At 48.6% G+C, this 15,983-nt stretch carries 13 protein-coding genes; 3 read left to right on the top strand and 10 right to left on the bottom strand.

The genetic code is table 11. The features are described from left to right. Positions 1–122 precede the first annotated feature (122 nt). Positions 123–1,172 (top strand): trifunctional transcriptional activator/DNA repair protein Ada/methylated-DNA--[protein]-cysteine S-methyltransferase, encoded by a 1,050-nt coding sequence (locus MHB80_RS28850; protein ID WP_341280140.1) that lies wholly within the window; start codon positions 123–125, stop codon positions 1,170–1,172. Between the two features lie 19 nt (positions 1,173–1,191). Here MHB80_RS28850 and MHB80_RS28855 read toward each other — a convergent pair whose 3' ends face one another. The 3 genes from MHB80_RS28855 to MHB80_RS28865 form a co-directional block, all read right to left on the bottom strand. Next, entirely contained in the window at positions 1,192–2,208 is a 1,017-nt protein-coding gene (locus MHB80_RS28855) for an SDR family oxidoreductase (protein ID WP_341280141.1), read from the bottom strand. A gap of 495 nt (positions 2,209–2,703) precedes the next feature. After that, the gene (locus MHB80_RS28860; RefSeq protein WP_341280142.1) at positions 2,704–3,717 is read right to left on the bottom strand and encodes an NADP-dependent oxidoreductase; all 1,014 of its coding nucleotides are present in this window, start codon (positions 3,715–3,717) and stop codon (positions 2,704–2,706) included. Between the two features lie 279 nt (positions 3,718–3,996). Then, the gene (locus MHB80_RS28865) at positions 3,997–6,303 is read right to left on the bottom strand and encodes a beta-L-arabinofuranosidase domain-containing protein (RefSeq protein ID WP_341280143.1); all 2,307 of its coding nucleotides are present in this window, start codon (positions 6,301–6,303) and stop codon (positions 3,997–3,999) included. Positions 6,304–6,436: 133 nt separating this feature from the next. Between MHB80_RS28865 and MHB80_RS28870 the strand changes: the two genes are divergently transcribed. Continuing rightward, positions 6,437–7,201, top strand: coding sequence for an AraC family transcriptional regulator (locus tag MHB80_RS28870; RefSeq protein ID WP_341280144.1), 765 nt, complete (start codon positions 6,437–6,439; stop codon positions 7,199–7,201). Between the two features lie 48 nt (positions 7,202–7,249). Beyond that, complete coding sequence (locus MHB80_RS28875; protein WP_341280145.1) at positions 7,250–7,900, top strand: pentapeptide repeat-containing protein; 651 nt, start codon at positions 7,250–7,252, stop codon at positions 7,898–7,900. Between the two features lie 49 nt (positions 7,901–7,949). On the opposite strand, the gene MHB80_RS28880 is transcribed toward MHB80_RS28875, so the two are convergent. The 7 genes from MHB80_RS28880 to MHB80_RS28910 all read right to left on the bottom strand — a co-directional run bounded on the left by MHB80_RS28880 (position 7,950) and on the right by MHB80_RS28910 (position 15,886). Beyond that, positions 7,950–9,371: a hypothetical protein gene (locus MHB80_RS28880; protein ID WP_341280146.1), complete on the bottom strand. Its 1,422-nt coding sequence runs from the start codon at positions 9,369–9,371 to the stop codon at positions 7,950–7,952. Positions 9,372–9,401: 30 nt separating this feature from the next. Further along, entirely contained in the window at positions 9,402–10,172 is a 771-nt protein-coding gene (locus tag MHB80_RS28885) for a class III extradiol ring-cleavage dioxygenase (RefSeq protein WP_341280147.1), read from the bottom strand. Then, positions 10,169–10,822 (bottom strand): alpha/beta hydrolase-fold protein, encoded by a 654-nt coding sequence (locus MHB80_RS28890; RefSeq protein WP_341280148.1) that lies wholly within the window; start codon positions 10,820–10,822, stop codon positions 10,169–10,171. Before MHB80_RS28890 ends, MHB80_RS28885 begins: the two co-directional genes overlap by 4 nt. Positions 10,823–10,997: 175 nt before the next feature. Then, complete coding sequence (locus MHB80_RS28895; protein WP_341280149.1) at positions 10,998–12,998, bottom strand: S-layer homology domain-containing protein; 2,001 nt, start codon at positions 12,996–12,998, stop codon at positions 10,998–11,000. Between the two features lie 172 nt (positions 12,999–13,170). Further along, entirely contained in the window at positions 13,171–13,731 is a 561-nt protein-coding gene (lepB, locus tag MHB80_RS28900; protein WP_341283113.1) for a signal peptidase I, read from the bottom strand. Between the two features lie 422 nt (positions 13,732–14,153). Beyond that, positions 14,154–14,990, bottom strand: a complete 837-nt coding sequence (locus MHB80_RS28905) for an alpha/beta hydrolase (protein ID WP_341280150.1) — start codon at positions 14,988–14,990, stop codon at positions 14,154–14,156. Between the two features lie 188 nt (positions 14,991–15,178). After that, positions 15,179–15,886 carry a hypothetical protein gene (locus tag MHB80_RS28910; protein ID WP_341280151.1) on the bottom strand — a complete coding sequence of 236 codons (708 nt, stop codon included), beginning with the start codon at positions 15,884–15,886 and terminating at the stop codon, positions 15,179–15,181. Between the last annotated feature and the right edge of the window lie 97 nt (positions 15,887–15,983).

Raw genomic sequence — 15,983 nt, forward strand, 5'->3', positions numbered from 1 at the left:
GCTTATATTTCAAAAAACCATGCTGCACCTCTGCATAGAAAAATCAATGCCTGATTTTCGGCTGCAACAGCTGCCTTGAAGCTATATAATAAAATCCATCAGAAAAGGGAGGGGCGAGCGCCATGATACCTGTTGAACGTTATCCCGAATGCTATCAGGCCTTAGTGGAGAAAAATACTGAATATGAGGGTGTTTTTTATGTTGGCGTCAAAACGACCGGAGTATTTTGCCGGCCAACCTGCCCGGCTCGCAAGCCCAAGTTTGAAAACTGCGAGTTTTATGAAACGGCGCAGCAGGCGCTGCTTGCATCTTTCCGTCCTTGCCAGCGCTGCCAGCCGCTTTCCCATCCGAATCAGGTGTCAGATGTTGTTCGCCTGCTCGTTGAGGCGGTAGAACAAAACCCAGAAAAACGCTGGAAGGGTCAAGATTTCAAAAACTTATCCGTCGATGAATCAACAGCGCGCCGCCAATTTAAGCAGCGCTTCGGCATGACCTTCGTCGAATATGCCCGCGCCCGCCGTATGGGAATCGCCTTGAAGAACATTAGATCTGGCCAATCGGTTATGGATACGCAGCTTAACGCCGGCTATGAATCCAGCAGCGGCTTTCGCGATGCTTTTTCCCGCATTATGGGGGCTGCTCCTACTTTGTTGGAGGATGGCAAGGTGCTGAAAGCGGCTTGGATCGATACACGGCTCGGTCCAATGATGGCCATTGGCGACGAGCAGCACTTGTATTTATTGGAGTTTGTCGATCGGAGAGGCCTTGAGCGCGAGGTCGAGCGGCTCCGCAAAAGAACCAAATCCGCGATCATTCCCGGCATTACAGCATCCATTCAGTCTATTGAACGGGAGCTGGCGCTTTATTTTGACGGGAAATTGACGGAATTTAAGACGCCGCTATTTTTATTAGGCTCGCCGTTTCAGCAAAGCGTATGGGCACAGCTGGTGCAGATACCGCCGGGTGAAACCCGCTCCTACGCTGACATTTCCGTCGCACTTGGAAAGCCGACAGCCTTTCGTGCGGTCGCTCAGGCCAATGGAGCCAATCAGCTGGCCATCCTCATCCCCTGCCATCGCGTTATTAATTCAAACGGTGAATTGGGCGGCTACGGAGGCGGACTAACTCGAAAAAATTGGCTGCTCCAGCATGAGAAACAAGCATCATGCTGAAGCAGCCGCTTCAATTGAGCTATTCGGCTAGAGCCTTCTCGGCAGCAGCCAGAGCATTCACTACTTTATCGCACCAGAGATCGAATTCCTCGTCTTCCTTCTGATGCTCAGGATTGGCCAGAATGTGGGCAACCGTCTGCTTGATGCCTTGATCAAGCCGCGTCGTAGCTACAAATTCAGGAACGAGTCTTTTCAGCTTCGCATTGTCAAAGACGACGGAGTTCGCCTTGTCGCCCAGCAAGCCGCCTCGGAAATCATACTTGCTGCTCGCAGACAGAAAATCAGAAGACACATGCACCGCATTCAGCTTCACGCCGAGCGCATCCGCGATGATTTCATAAATTTGATTCCAGGTAACCGACTCATCCGACGTAATATGAATGGCTTCGCCAATGGCATGAATATTGCCCATCAGGCCGATGAAGCCTTTGGCAAAATCGCTGTTATGCGTCATCGTCCAAAGGGAAGTGCCGTCGCCATGGATGATGACCGGTTTATTTTCAAGCATACGCCTTGCGACCTGCCAGCTTCCGTTATTGCCATGCACGCCCAGCGGTATCGAGCGCTCGTCATACGTATGGCTTGGCCTTACAATCGTGATTGGAAAGCCATGCTCTCGGTACTGCTTGGTCAAATACTCCTCACATGCTATTTTATTGCGGGAATATTCCCAATAGGGATTGGATAATGGCGTTCCTTCGGTGATGCGATAATCCGACAACGGTGTCTGGTAGGCTGAAGCGGAGCTGATGAACATAAACTGCTTGGTTTTCCCCTTGAATAAGCGGTAATCGCGCTCCAGTTGCTCAGGCTTAAAGGCGATGAAATCCGCTACTACATCAAATGAAAGATCGGCAATAAGCGCGGCTACCTGTTCCTCATTATTAATATCGGCTTTAATGCTATGTACACCTGCCGGCAAATCAGCATTTCTAGTTCCCCGGTTCAAAAGATAAAGCTCGCATCCACTCTCTACTAACTGCTTCGTAATGGCAGAACTAATCGTGCCCGTTCCTCCAATAAATAGCGCTTTCATAAAACACCTCCGTTAGTATGGTATTGCTGTATAAGTGCTTCTTTTCTTCTTCATGATAGCATGGGGCAAGTGTGAATACTACGGCTGAGCGTTCTTTCGTAAGTGTAAAAAGAGGCGACCCAGCTTGTCCCATTTGCAAATGTGACGATAACATCGGTGTTGCCATCCTGGATATTCCAGCTGTTTTCAGAGAGTTATACATGCTAAGTATCCCGGAAATAACCCATCAGGGTAGTCTAAGGCTCAGCTTTGTTTGGACTAGACCAAACAATTTAAAAATTAGTACTGGATACAAAATAGAGACTATTAATGCTAACACTAAACTCATAGCGTCCCCCCTATAGGTAAAATTTACCCATAATAGACCGTGACGAAGAAAAAAACTTAAACAAAAGCACCGACATTTCTGTCGATGCCTTGTCGATACGTTGGCAGTGCCTTTTTCGGAGCTTGATAAGCCTGCTTATGCATCATTTTAATAGATCACTGCTTTTCCTAAGGAATCTTAACCAGCATTTTCCCCATATTCTTGCCTTCAAACAGCTGCAGAAACGCTTGAGGCACTTTGTCGAAGCCTTCGACAATCGTCTCCTCGTATTTCAGCTTGCCTTCGCCAAGCCACTGTCCTAGCGCCTGAATGCCCTCCGCCGTGCGGTCGGCGTAGTCGCCAAGCACAAAGCCTTTAATAAGCGAGCGCGTCTTAATCAACTGCGTCTGTATCCGGGGGCCAATGTCGCCCGATTTGCTATTGTAAGAGGAAATTGCTCCACATAGCGGAATACGCGCATGCGTGTTCAGCAGAAGCATCACCTGATCGGAGATGTCGCCGCCTACGTTATCGAAATAAACGTCGACTCCATTCGGACATGCCGCTTCCAGCGCTTTGCCTAGATCGCCGACCGTTTTGTAGTTAATCGTTTCGTCAAAGCCAAGCTCCTGCTTCAAATAGCTGGTCTTCTCATCCGTTCCCGCGATGCCGACGACACGAGCGCCCTTGAGCTTTGCAATTTGCCCAACAATCATGCCGACTGCGCCTGCAGCGCCAGATACGACGACGGTTTCTCCCGCCTTAGGCTGTCCAATATCCAGCAGACCGAAATAGGCCGTCAGCCCTGTAAGCCCCAAAACGCTTAAATAGGCCGATAATGGCGCTACTTGATCATCCACCTTGCGAACGCTGGCGGCATCCACGACATTGTACAGCTTCCAGCCCAGCATGCCGAGCACCTTGTCCCCAACTGCAAGCTGCTCGGAGTTCGATTCGACAATCTCGCCCACAACACCGCCTACAATCGGCTCGCCCAAGGCAAATGGAGGGATGTACGACTTGCTGTCATTCATTCGTCCCCGCATATACGGATCAACAGATAAATACAGGCTGCGTACGATAACCTGCCCTTCTGCCGGTTGTTCCACCGCTGCGTCCTTCATCGAAAAATGCTGCTCTGTCGGCATGCCCTCAGGCCTTGCTGCCAAAACGATCATCTGGTTATTTAAAGTTTGGTTCATGATCCGAAAACCTTCTTCCTCGTTTTAAAATAATATATCCATTTTAACGGGCGGCATTCGTGTAGCCCGAGCTACAATAAAAATTTTGCTTAACAAAGCTGTAGTTGTAATAAAGAAAATAACATACTGGTGGCGAAGTTTCAATGTTCGAATTACATCGAACTGTTTCCACTGAGCTATTTTCACAATTAGCTTATCTATGATCCAATCATTGAAAACGACAAAACAACCGGAGCCTCCTATGGCGCCGGTTGCTTGACTTGCTTTTGTACCGCAGCCTTATGGGCTGACTACCGCACTTGTCGTTCTAACTCCCGCAACGCGGCCCGCACAGCTCACAGCCGACTTTGCTTTAAACGTGACAATGACACTGGTCTTCTCTCGTGTAAGCGCCTCTGCTATTTCATAGGTTACATAAAAAATATGGCCGATTTTGTTGCAATGGATCGTCTGCTCTCCGACGATCTCATCATCGACCAGCACCTCAAACTCACGATTATACGACTTTCCTTCATGCTCGAATCTGAAATAATCGCCGCCCCAATAAGCTACGCAAAGATGATTTTTGTTCGCGCCATCAACCGCGAGGCGGTAGCTGAAGTATGCATCGCTTACGCCAAACGCTTCTCTCCACATATGCAGTTTGTTCTGATTATCCGTGAATGATCCATTATAGGCACTCGTCAAGCAGTTGCCTTGAAGCTGATGCCCGATCTCATCCTGCTGACCGTCTGGCTCTACGCTATCGATGGTCACCTCATTGAGCTTCTTCTCGAACGCATCGCCCTCGTCATTCAAGTTCCAATACAGCGTATAAAACTCATGATGCAAGGCATAGAAAGGAATAAGCGTAGCCCCTTTTCCATCGGAGGTCACTTCTTTCGCTATATCAAACGTTAGCGTAGCAGCATCCCGCAGGGTGATGAAATCGGATAAATTTTCACTTTCCGTCCATAGCACGGGCACATCCGCCGTCTTCGTGCTTAACGCCGTCTCATCCACGATTGTATCCTGCGGAAGACCCTCATTGCCAAACTTGCCCGCAAGCACGATTGGCCCATAAAGAAAGGCAATCTTGCTTGCGCTATCCTTGGCGGTGTACTTTCTCAGTGCCATCGGCAGCGTGAGAATGATTTGGTCCCCCTTGCTCCATGTGCCACTGATGGTCAAGTAGCCGGCTTGATTTTCAACATATTTGCGTTCACCGTTGACGACCGCTACCATCTCACCCGAAAGCCAGGATGGCACGCGCAGCTTAAGATTAGCCTCTGCCGTTCCCTCAGCAATAACAAGCTTCACTGTGTCCGAATACGGAAAGCTTGTTTCCTGCCTGATGACTAGCTCTTTGGCTTTCCATTCCAGCTCGGAGGCGATATATAAGTTCACATACAGATCATCCTGATTTTCAAAATAAATCGCCTCGGCATATTTCCCCGGGTTTTCCATGCCCGATCCCGTACAGCACCACCAAGCGGAGTCGTGGGTGCCGTAAATTTTGAAATGGCCCGGCAGCGTCGAGGCAAAATAGGTTTTATTGCCGTTATCCGGGTCCTGCGCGCCGAGGATGTGATTGTACAAGGCATTTTCATAATAATCCATATACGCGCTGTCTTGCTCCCAGCCAAATAAATATTGGGTCAGCTCCAGCATATTATGCGTACAGCAGGACTCTGCCGATTTAATGCCCAAGCTTTCCATATCCATCGCTTCATAATGCTCCGAGAGGCTGCTCCCGCCAAAAACATAGGAGCGCCTGCCGGCCACCGTATGCCAGAAAAACTCGGCTGCTGTGCGATAGCTGGTATAATTCTTGTTCTGTTCATAAATTCCAGCCACACCGATGACCTTCGGAATTTGCGTATTGGCATGCCTGCCCTGCAGTTCGTCCCGCTCCTGCTCCAGCGGCGAAATGATAGCTTTATGCGTAAATTGAACTGCGGCATCCAAATAGATGTCTTGTCCTGTGAGGCCATACAGCTGTGCAAACACCTCATTCATGCCGCCATGCTCGCATTCCAGCATATGCTGGATTTGTTCCTCCGATAATTGCGATAGTCCCTCGACCGCCCAATCGGCAAAGGCTTTGACAACGCGCAAAGCCTCCTCATTTCCCGTCAATGTGCAAGCATCGATTAAGCCCTGATAAATTTTATGCACGCTATACCATGGCACCCAATACCCATTCATGCTAAAACCGCCAATATCCGTTCCTTTAAAGGCTTCGATAAAAGGCGTTTCGACCAAGCCTCCAACATATCCGCTTCCGGTCGCTGCTTGAATGCCTGCAAGCTCCGATACGGCATAATCCAGCTTCACTTTAAGCGTCTTGTTGCCTGTCGCCTGGTAGGTGACGGCAAGTGCCGACATATAATGCCCGAGCGAATGCCCGCTGATCGTTCTGGCTTCCCAGCCTTCGTACCGCGGCTGCTTGGGCGTCAAACCATGCGCCTCATAACATGGGGCGAGGAAGCGGTCGATATCAAGCGCGTGCAGGTAACGCTCGCCAACCTCTTGTGACGTTTTAAAAAGTCCGTCAAGCAGCTTTACGTTGCTTTGGCTGACGAAGCCTTGATTTATTTTTGTCATATTTACGAGTCCTCCCTAGACCTAAAATCAGCTATTTGCTATTCTTTACGAACCATTCATGGTAGTATCTTATCAAATAAAAATCGAAATAATCAGGCTCATAATCAAAGAAAAGGTGGATAAATCAGTCTATATGAATGAAAAGCTGAGTCACTACCTATGCGGTAAATTCATATCCGAAGGCAACTGGTCGCACATGAGACGAAATACGCTCCATGATGAGGTTATTATGATGCTGGAGGGCGAAATGTACATCGCCGAGGAAGACAGGGAGTATATCGTCCGTCCGGGAGATATGCTGCTTCTAAGACACGGCTTGACTCATTATGGGTACCGGAAAAGCGAATCGCCTGTCAGCTTTTATTGGGTGCATTACGGTACGATGGTGGAGCAATATCGGAGCTATCCAACCCATGTGCCCATTGAAGGGCCTTCGAAGATTAATCAGCTGTTTAAGCAGCTGCTGCATGTTTCTTCTTTTTCGGCTGAGGAGGCAACTGCCGCGTTATTGTTATTATTGAATGAGCTTACACGGACGATTGACCAGCAAAATCATGCCCCACACGCCATCGTCGATAACATTTGCAAATGGATTGATGCCCATTTGCATCTGGACATTAATGTCCGTAAAATTGCAGAGGTGTTCAACTTTAATAAGGATTACATCTCGAAGGTTGTAAAGCGGGAGAAAGGGCTGGGCATTAAAGCTTATATTTTGACGCAGCGCATCAGCCGGGCGAAGCTGAAGCTTCTGAACACAAATTTGAGCGTAAAGGAAATTGCCGGAGAATGCGGTTTTTCCGATTATAAGCTGTTTCTGCGAACCTTCAAGCACTATGAGGGCATGACGCCGAGTGATTATCGCAATATTTTATACTCGACACCATTGAATATTTAAAGGTTGAATATGGACAAACCAGCTGGAAGAAGTTTAGGAGATGATCGTATGAGTAAAAAGAAAAAAGCGATGGCGATTGAGGCACCGATCCTGCCGGCTGAACTGCCTGTGCTGGAGCAGACTGAGCTGCAATCTCATGCTTTTTTTGAAATGGGCATGATCCAGGATTGCGTATGGGATGGGCAGCAGGCTCGCAAGGTGATTTTCGACAAAATCATTTTCAAAAATGTCACTTTTACCGAGACTGCGCTGAACGAGGTCGAATTGACGGATGTGATTTTCGACAAATGCGATTTGTCGAATGCCGACTTTAGCGATGCCATTATCCACCGGACCGTGTTCAAAAATTGCAAAATGATCGGCATCAATTTGACTGGCGCTACGCTGCGAAACATGGTCTGGAAGGATAATTTGGCCGATTACGCCAATTTTAGAATGTCCGATATGAAGCAGGTATCGTTTCAGGATAGCTCGATGGGCAAAAGCGATTTCAGCTTTGCAAAGCTGCAAAAACTTGAGCTTTCCCAATGCCAAATTGACCAAGCCCAATTTTCAAATACGAAGCTGGCTGGCCTTGATTTGAGCACCTGCGAATTCAATGGGATTGCCGTAGCCCCCGAGGATTTGAAGGATTGCACTATTTCTCGGGAGCAGGCTTATGTGTTTGTGGCACTGTTTGGGTTGATTTTGAAGGAGTAGCAGCTCCGCTAGGCTATTCCTTCAAAAATTGTCTCAAGCCTTATTTCATTCAAATCATCATTAAATACAGGAGCAGCGCCAGCCCCATAATCGCGGCAAATATATAATTCGGCCTCGCCAGCTCGAATACCGACTTATTGAAAAGCCCCGCCAGCAAATTATTCACCGCCGAAGCGGGAGAAATCGGATTGGACAGCCCCCAACTTCCCAGCAGCAATACGGCGAAATAAATCGGGCTAATCTGTACAGCGGCCGGATCGATGCTGTTCACGAGAATCGTCACTAATACAATCGGATGAAGGCCAATTAACGAGGTCGAAGCAATCAGAACGATTGTGAAAATCGTGAACGATAATGCGATCGGGAGCGGGATATGCCCAAGTAGGGAGGGAATCACATTCCCAAAGCCTGTAGCGCTGATCGATCCGCTGAAAAAGCCGGCGGCTAAAAACAGCGTAATCTCCTTTTGCAAAGCGGGCAGCGTGACGGTTAAATGGTTCTTCAGTCCCTGCCGGAATGTCGGCAGAGCGCCTTTCGCAAGGCACCAGAGCAGCGGAAAAACGACCGCCGCCATGCACGTAATCAGCACCATCGGAAGATCAATTAGCTGCTCCAGCAGAAGGATTGCCGCCGTCGCCAGCAGCAAATAGATGCCGAGCCCAATCGGAAAGAACGCCCGCCTGCCGTTATCCTTCTCGCTGCTCTGTCCATTCTGACTCTCGACCACCTCCGTGGCTTCCTTGCTCCACTCTCCTGCTTCCGCAGCCACAAGCTCGCTTACCTCATCCTTCGCTCGCAGCCGCTTGAAATCAACAACCACACTTACCAGCAGGCTGATCAGCGACAGCCCTATTAAATAGGGCAGGAGCGCTGACCAGTTGAGCCGGAGCGCCGAGGTAACTAGCGCCATTGCGGCAAAATAGGGCGACCAGCAAATCGCGCCTCCAAAGCCGCGATTTAAAGCATTCGCCAGCAGCCCGGATAAGCGCCCTGAACGCGGCTTAACGAACACCAAGTGATAGACGACGGGAATAGATCCGACGTTAATGAACCCGCCCATTATGTGCGTCATAAGCTGTGTGCCGATGAACAGGGCTGTATGGCTGCGCATACGCGTTTCATAGAAGCGTTTCAGCGCTGCGACATAGTCCGGCAGCCTTACTGGAATGCCGAACAAGGGGGCAAATACGAATAAGGTCACCAACGTCGCATTCATGCTCGCGGCTTTAAACCAATAGGCGGCAGCCTGATGCTGCACCAGCATTAGAGCCATTCCGCCAGTCATAAAAAAGAGAGTAAGCCACAGGGCTACTCCCTTAAGCTTAGGCAGCAGCAGGAGCACCGCCAAAAAGGAAAGTCCGCCCAGCACATAAACTAGCGGCTCAAAGTGTGTAAGCTGCTGAAAAATAAAAACGGCAGCGAGAGCGAAAATAACCGCTCTGTCGATCACTGCCTTTGTCCCAACCGTCATGACCTTCGCCTTCTCTTCTGCTTCTGCTTTCTAGTTAAACTTCCAACAGCTCAAGCTTAAATTGCCGAACTGGTAGCTGCGGTGAATTAGGGATGCTTGACGCAACTTGTCGCCCGAACCCATAGCCAGCAGGAGCGGGATAAAATGCTCGTTCGTCGGCACAGCCTCCTGCGCAAAGGGAGCCTGTTCCCTATAGTTGAAAAGCGCCGGGAGATCCCATGCCTCAAGCTTGCTCTGCAGCCAATTATCGAATGATTCTGCCCATTCGTCAATCCCCTCCGACTGCCAATTCAGCCTTCTGAGATTGTGGACGGTGCCGCCGCTTCCAATTAAGAGCACATCCTGCTCTCTAAGCGCAGCTAATGCCTTGCCGATTTCGTATTGCTGCTCATTGTTTAAATGGCGGTTGACCGAAAGCGCAATGACGGGAATATCCGCATCCGGATAAAGAAGCTTAAGTACAGCCCAAGCGCCGTGATCAAGCCCTCTTTCCTCATCCAGCACACTTGAAATGCCATGCTCAGCGAACAAGGCTTGAATATCCTCGCTGAGCTGGCGCTTGCCTTCTGCCGGATACGTCATTTGATACAGCTCATCCTGAAAGCCAGAAAAGTCATAAATCGTGCTGTACACTGGGGCAGCGCCAACTGTCTGTACCGCCTGCTCCCAATGGGCAGAGAAAAGAACAATTGCTTTTGGCTTTGGCGTCTGCTCCTTAAAGCTTTTCAACAAAGCCGTATAGCCATTATTCTCTAATACAATGGACGGTGCGCCATGGGCGAAAAAATAGGCAGGCATCATAGTGTTTGTTCTCCCTTATCGTTAGTTAGCCAGCCTAGAAAATCCAGTTGATTTTGTTCCGATACGCCATGGTCGGTCGGATACGTCTTAAAGGTCAAATGCGGCGTCACCGCTTGAAAATAATCTGCTGTTTCGTGCCCAATCCGAATCGGAAACACGGAATCAAATTCCCCATGCGACACAAAAACCGAGACGTCTGTCAGCGATTGCAGCACATATTCGGTTTTGACGAACTCAGGCACATAGCCGTTCAGCGCAACAATGCCTTTCAACCTGTTACCCATCGTAAGCGCAAGCGTCATCGATAAAATCGCCCCTTGGCTAAAGCCCAGCAAATAACGCTGGCTCGCATCTATCGGGTATTTTTCCGTCGCATACTCAATAAATGCTTCAAGCTGCTGCACCGCCCGGTCAAAAATGTCCCGAATCGGGTTGCCTAGGCTCTTCAGCTCATAATATTGGTATCCGGCACCCAGCCTAAGGTCGCCTCGGATATTAATGATGATGAACTGGTTCGCTAAAGGTGCTACAAGTCCATGCATGTTTGCCTCATTCGAACCTTTCCCATGAAGGGTGAAAATAACAGGGTATGTTTGGCCTGCACTCGCATGCTTTGGCAGGTGAACGTCATAATGATAAGCGGGGTTCATAATAACCCTCCTCAAAATATTAGTAATAAGAATTAAAGTTCTGTATTACAAATATATAGTGAAACTAGGGCTTTGGTCAACAGGAAAATCGCTGCGCCCACTTATTACGCATGCAAACAGCGCGTGCTGATCCAGGATCGGCACGCGCTGCTTGGTTTCTTTTTTAATATATAAACTACAAGGTTTCCAGAAGCGCTTTAAGCTCGGGATTCAATTGCAATACATGCAGCACCATCGTCAAAGCTTCCGCGCGGGACGCTTGATTATTCGGCTGGAACGTTCCGTTGCCAGCCCCGCTGACGATTCCAGCTGCCGCAGCTTTCTCAATTTGCTCCTTATTCCACACTTGATTAATGTCGGTGAAAGCCGGCGCATTTGCTGCATTCACACGATCAAGGTCAATAATTTTAGCAAGGATTGCGATAATTTCGGCGCGGCTAATTTCCTGATTCGGCTTAAATGTGCCGTCCTTGTAGCCCGAAATCACGCCTGACGCTTGCAGGCTTCCAATCGCTGTTTCCGCCCAGTGGCCCGCAACATCGCTTAACTCGCTGCTGCCTGAGGCAGGCCCATTTATGCCAAATAGTTTGGAAATGATAGTCGCAAATTCAGCCCGGGTAATGCTTGCATTCGGACGGAAGGCATTGTTCTCATAGCCCTTAACGATGCCAAGCTTAGCAAAAATGTTTACCGTCTTGTTGGCCCAGTGGGAGCCCGTATCCGTAAATTGGACGGTTGTTGGGTTAGCTTTAACTTCCTCTACCTGCTTCGTAAGGCTGGTGATAACATCATCAATCTTAACGATTTTATCATTGAACTTTATTTGAGGTGCTGGCACCGGTGTCGGCACTGGCGTGGCTGTAGGAGTTGCTGTCGCTGCAGGTGTAGTCGAAGAGCCGCCTCCACTGCTTCCGCCGCTCGATGGTGCTTGAATAACAACCGCATGCGAGCCATATACAGCCGAGCCATCGGCCGCTGTCGCTTTCGCAGTAACCGTACCTGCGGACACGCCCGTCAATAAGCCGCTGGCATTAATGGTTGCGGTGCCTGTACCATTTTCAACCGACCAAACGATCGATTTGTCCGCTGCATCCACAGGCGCAATTTCTGCTGCCAATTGAATGCTTCCGCCAGTCTGAACAACGGCTTCCCCCGTCAAAGCTATAGTCGATACCAGAACAGGCGTCGCTGTTGGCGTCGGTTCTGGTGTCGGCGTCGGGGTTGGGGTTGGCGTCGGTGTTGCAGGCACATTTATCGTTACGTCCATGCTTCCTACAATACCTGTACCGTCAACGGCAGTTGCTATCGCTGTAACTGTTCCAGACGATACGGCCGTCAACAGCCCGTTTGCATCAATCGTCGCTGAGCCTGTGCCGTCCTCAACAGACCAGACGAACGCTGAATTAGCTGCATCGACTGGAAGGACTGTCGCATTTAACGCTAAGGATTGACCCACATCGACTGAATCAATACCTCCAGACCCACTGACCTGAATATCTGTTACGACATGAAAAAAGTTGTCCGTAATCAATTTCGGACCCGAGTATACCGCTAATTGTGCCGAATTCACAGGAACATTAACATTGTTATTTTTAATTAAAAACTTCACAAGTCCGTTAGTCGTATTAGAGGACATCCCTCCAGTTGTTGTATCGCTTGAGGCACGATCAGTATCCATATCAACAAAAACGAAGTTCGGATTGCTTGTCTGAATAAATATTTCTGTCCGTCCCGTCACAAGCGTATCATTCGCATCATAAACAGAAAAAGTGACGCTTGTATAATCCGGAAAATTGACGTCCGCATGCAGGGGCTCAGCCAGAGTCATATAATCGACGGCCTCTGTCGGTTTATACGTACTAATGTTTGATAACGTTATGGATTGGCTGCCATATGAACGAGTGGGAATCCAGCTAACCTGACCATCAGTCACATAACCACCCATCATGGTTTTATTGGCATAGGTATTTACAGCTACAGATGCTGCCCCTACGTTAACATCCGGTACCTGTGTGACCGTTCCATCGGAATAACGTATAAATACATGCTCCGAGGTATCTGGCAGCCCATTACTATAGGAGACCGTTATGGAGCTGGACGAAGTGATACAACCGCTTAACAAACTGAGAGTCAAAGTTAAAATCAAACCTAATTTCATGATTGAACCTTTTTTCATTGCTTTCCCTCATTCCTTATCATTTTGATAAATGCCCATTAGCTCTAGTATAGCCCTTGCCAATGACAGGAAAATGACAAAGTCTTGGAGATCGCAAAGAACCCTCACTTTGAGGGCCCTTAGAGTTATGTTATGGATGCTAAACGATTAGGAAGAGGATCTAAACAAAAAATTAAGGAAACTTTTTAACTCCCATCACATGATTAAGCGGAATGTATCCAATTTCCCTGCTGTCACTGCTATGATTGCGATTATCGCCCATGACGAAAATATGCCCCTCAGGAACAGTCCATTGTTTATCTGAAACAAAATTCATCGTTTCATTCAGATAAGGCTCGTCCAGCGCCACGCCATTGCGATAGGTTTTATGCTCCTTAAACTCCAGCACATCGCCGGGTTTGCCAAGCACCCTTTTCACATAAAATACTGCGTTATCATTCGTTTTATTTTTCATAAATAGCTGAAGCAGCGGATGCTCCATTAGATCATCCGTCAAATGCCGTTCTCTGCTCACTCGGCTGTCGATCACGACCACATCGCCATATTCCGGAAGCTTGGACAACGTATGCGAGATTTTCGATACGTAAATTCGCTCCTTATCCTGCAAGGTTGGGTCCATAGAATGACCATCAACCTTATAAGGCTGAATAACAAATACACCAATAATTAATGAAAGTACAACTGCTATGCCGAAAGTGCTTACCCAGCTGCCAATCTCCTTCAAGGCTTTCATCTTGATCACACCATCCTCCTCATCCACATTATAGCTAAATTATACCATTTACTCTATCACATGAAAACTTGAAGCAAGGCAGCTTCCTGCTTTTCGTTGTATGCTTCTCGTTTCATAGGACTGCTCCCTGTACAAAAATAAATTTGACGGACACAGCAGACCCTATTTCAATAAAATCACGGGTTATGCAGCAGGCTGCGGACTCAGGCGCTGCTAATGTGCTGCAAATCGTCATTTTGCCGGGATGAGGAGGGCTATAACGAATTTCCTGTCCGCTTACGGCCTAAAATCGTATCAAAAGCAAGAATAGCGAAATCTCAGTCCGCACAACCTGCCTAGAGCGAGCTCTTATACGGGCTGGTTGGTTTTCAGCGGTTTTTATGTGCTAGACCGTATCCTAATCCTAATTCTTATTGTTATTGTTACTCGTTCAGAAAAGCAATCAAGGCTTTATTGAAGGCTTCGGGATGCGTCGCATTTAAGCCATGCGGGCCGCCTTTAATTAAAGCAAGCCGGCTGCCTGGAATGGCTTCGTGCGACCGTTTTCCGCTGACTTCAAATGGCACAATAGCATCCGAATCCCCGTGAATGATGAGTGTCGGCACATTTATTTTTGCTAAATCATCACGGAAATCGGTGAATCCAAACGCTTTGATGCAATCTAGCGTCCCTTTCGGGGAGGCAAAAGCGGCGATATCGCGGCTGTATAAGCGAGCCGGCTCACTTACTAGATCCGACTTGTCCCCAGCGGCGAAAAAGTTTTTAGTAAATCCATCAAGGAAGGCCAGGCGGTCTTGCTTTACCCCGTCCTCAAACTCTTTGATCAGGGCATCGTCGACACCGCCCTCTGGATTGCCCTCGGTTTTATATAGGTATGGCGGGACAGCTGCCGCCAAGACGACTTTTTGAATCCGATCCGTTCCATAAGTGCCCATGTAGCGGGCAACCTCGCCACCGCCCATTGAGAACCCCACGAGTGCAGCCTCTTTCAGGTCAAGATGTTCAAGCAGCTTATGCAAATCTGCAGCAAAGGTGTCATAGTCGTAGCCTTCCCATGGCTGAGAGGATTGTCCAAATCCGCGGCGGTCATAGGTAATGACACGATAGCCAGCGTCGATCAGCGCTGGCACCTGATACTCCCACGAGCGTCCGCTCAGCGGCCAGCCGTGAATGAGCACCACCGGTTTTCCAGTCCCCCGATCCTCATAAAAAAGCTCAATCGGAGCATTATTTTCAGATCCAACCGTTAATTTTGACATGTGAAGCACCCCTTCCAAGTTTGATCATATCCTTGCAGGCAGCTCTCCTCGTTCTAACTAGTTAGTGATATTACACACTGCAAGCCGTTGCTGCAATATTATTCCCCTTAACGAGGACAACCCAAACAAAGTGGAGACCACACAGCCCGTTATGATTATGCACTTCCATGATCTGCCGCAGCTCCTTCTTACGGCGTCCATTGATCGTGAATAATGCCAACAAGTGCGCGATCATCCCCTATTTTCTCGAACACGAGACGCAGGCTGCGCCAGTCCATCCCCTCAACTGCCGGATCAATACCGTCAATATAATATTCCACGAAGTCATAGCTTTCCTTCGGATACACTTCGTTCAGATTATTGGTCGTTGTGCTTTTCCCCTGGACTTCGTTCAGCGAGATTGTGCCATCCTTTGCAAAATCCGCATCATAAACAAATTGTTTATAATAATCTGCATAGGTCAAATGAATCGGCTCGCCTGATCCAGCAGACGTCCCCCAGACGTATGTTTTGGAATCCTCCATTAAACCGTTTAGCGTATCTTGCTTAAAGGTAAGGTCTGATTCTACGTCAACGTAAGCATAGGGTGAAAAGCGAATTCCCTTCTTTGCATGTACCCAAGCTGCAACGGTTTGCATATCACTATTCTTAATCGCCCTCATGACGGTCGCTGCCGCTTCCCGCGCTGTCGGAGGCTGCCCCTCCACTGGCTCCTGTTCCTGCCCCTGCTCTTGCTGGGGCTGCCCCTGCTCGGGGAGCTGTTCAACTGTCGGCTGCACTTGTGGTGCAGCTGTCTCTTCTGCCTTCGGAGCCGTGTTTGGCGCAACTGCACAGGCCGTCATCATGAGCGTGATTGCAACCAAAACCATCCATCCTAAGTTTCCGACCTTATACATAAGCCCACTCCTTTGCCTTTTCACATGTGTTACATCTTATTATTACCCCTTTTATCATTATGCCCTTCGAAAAAATAAATAGGCCAGCTCATCCGTG

Origin of the sequence: Paenibacillus sp. FSL H8-0537 (genome assembly GCF_038051995.1) — a bacterium.
Lineage (GTDB): Bacteria > Bacillota > Bacilli > Paenibacillales > Paenibacillaceae > Pristimantibacillus.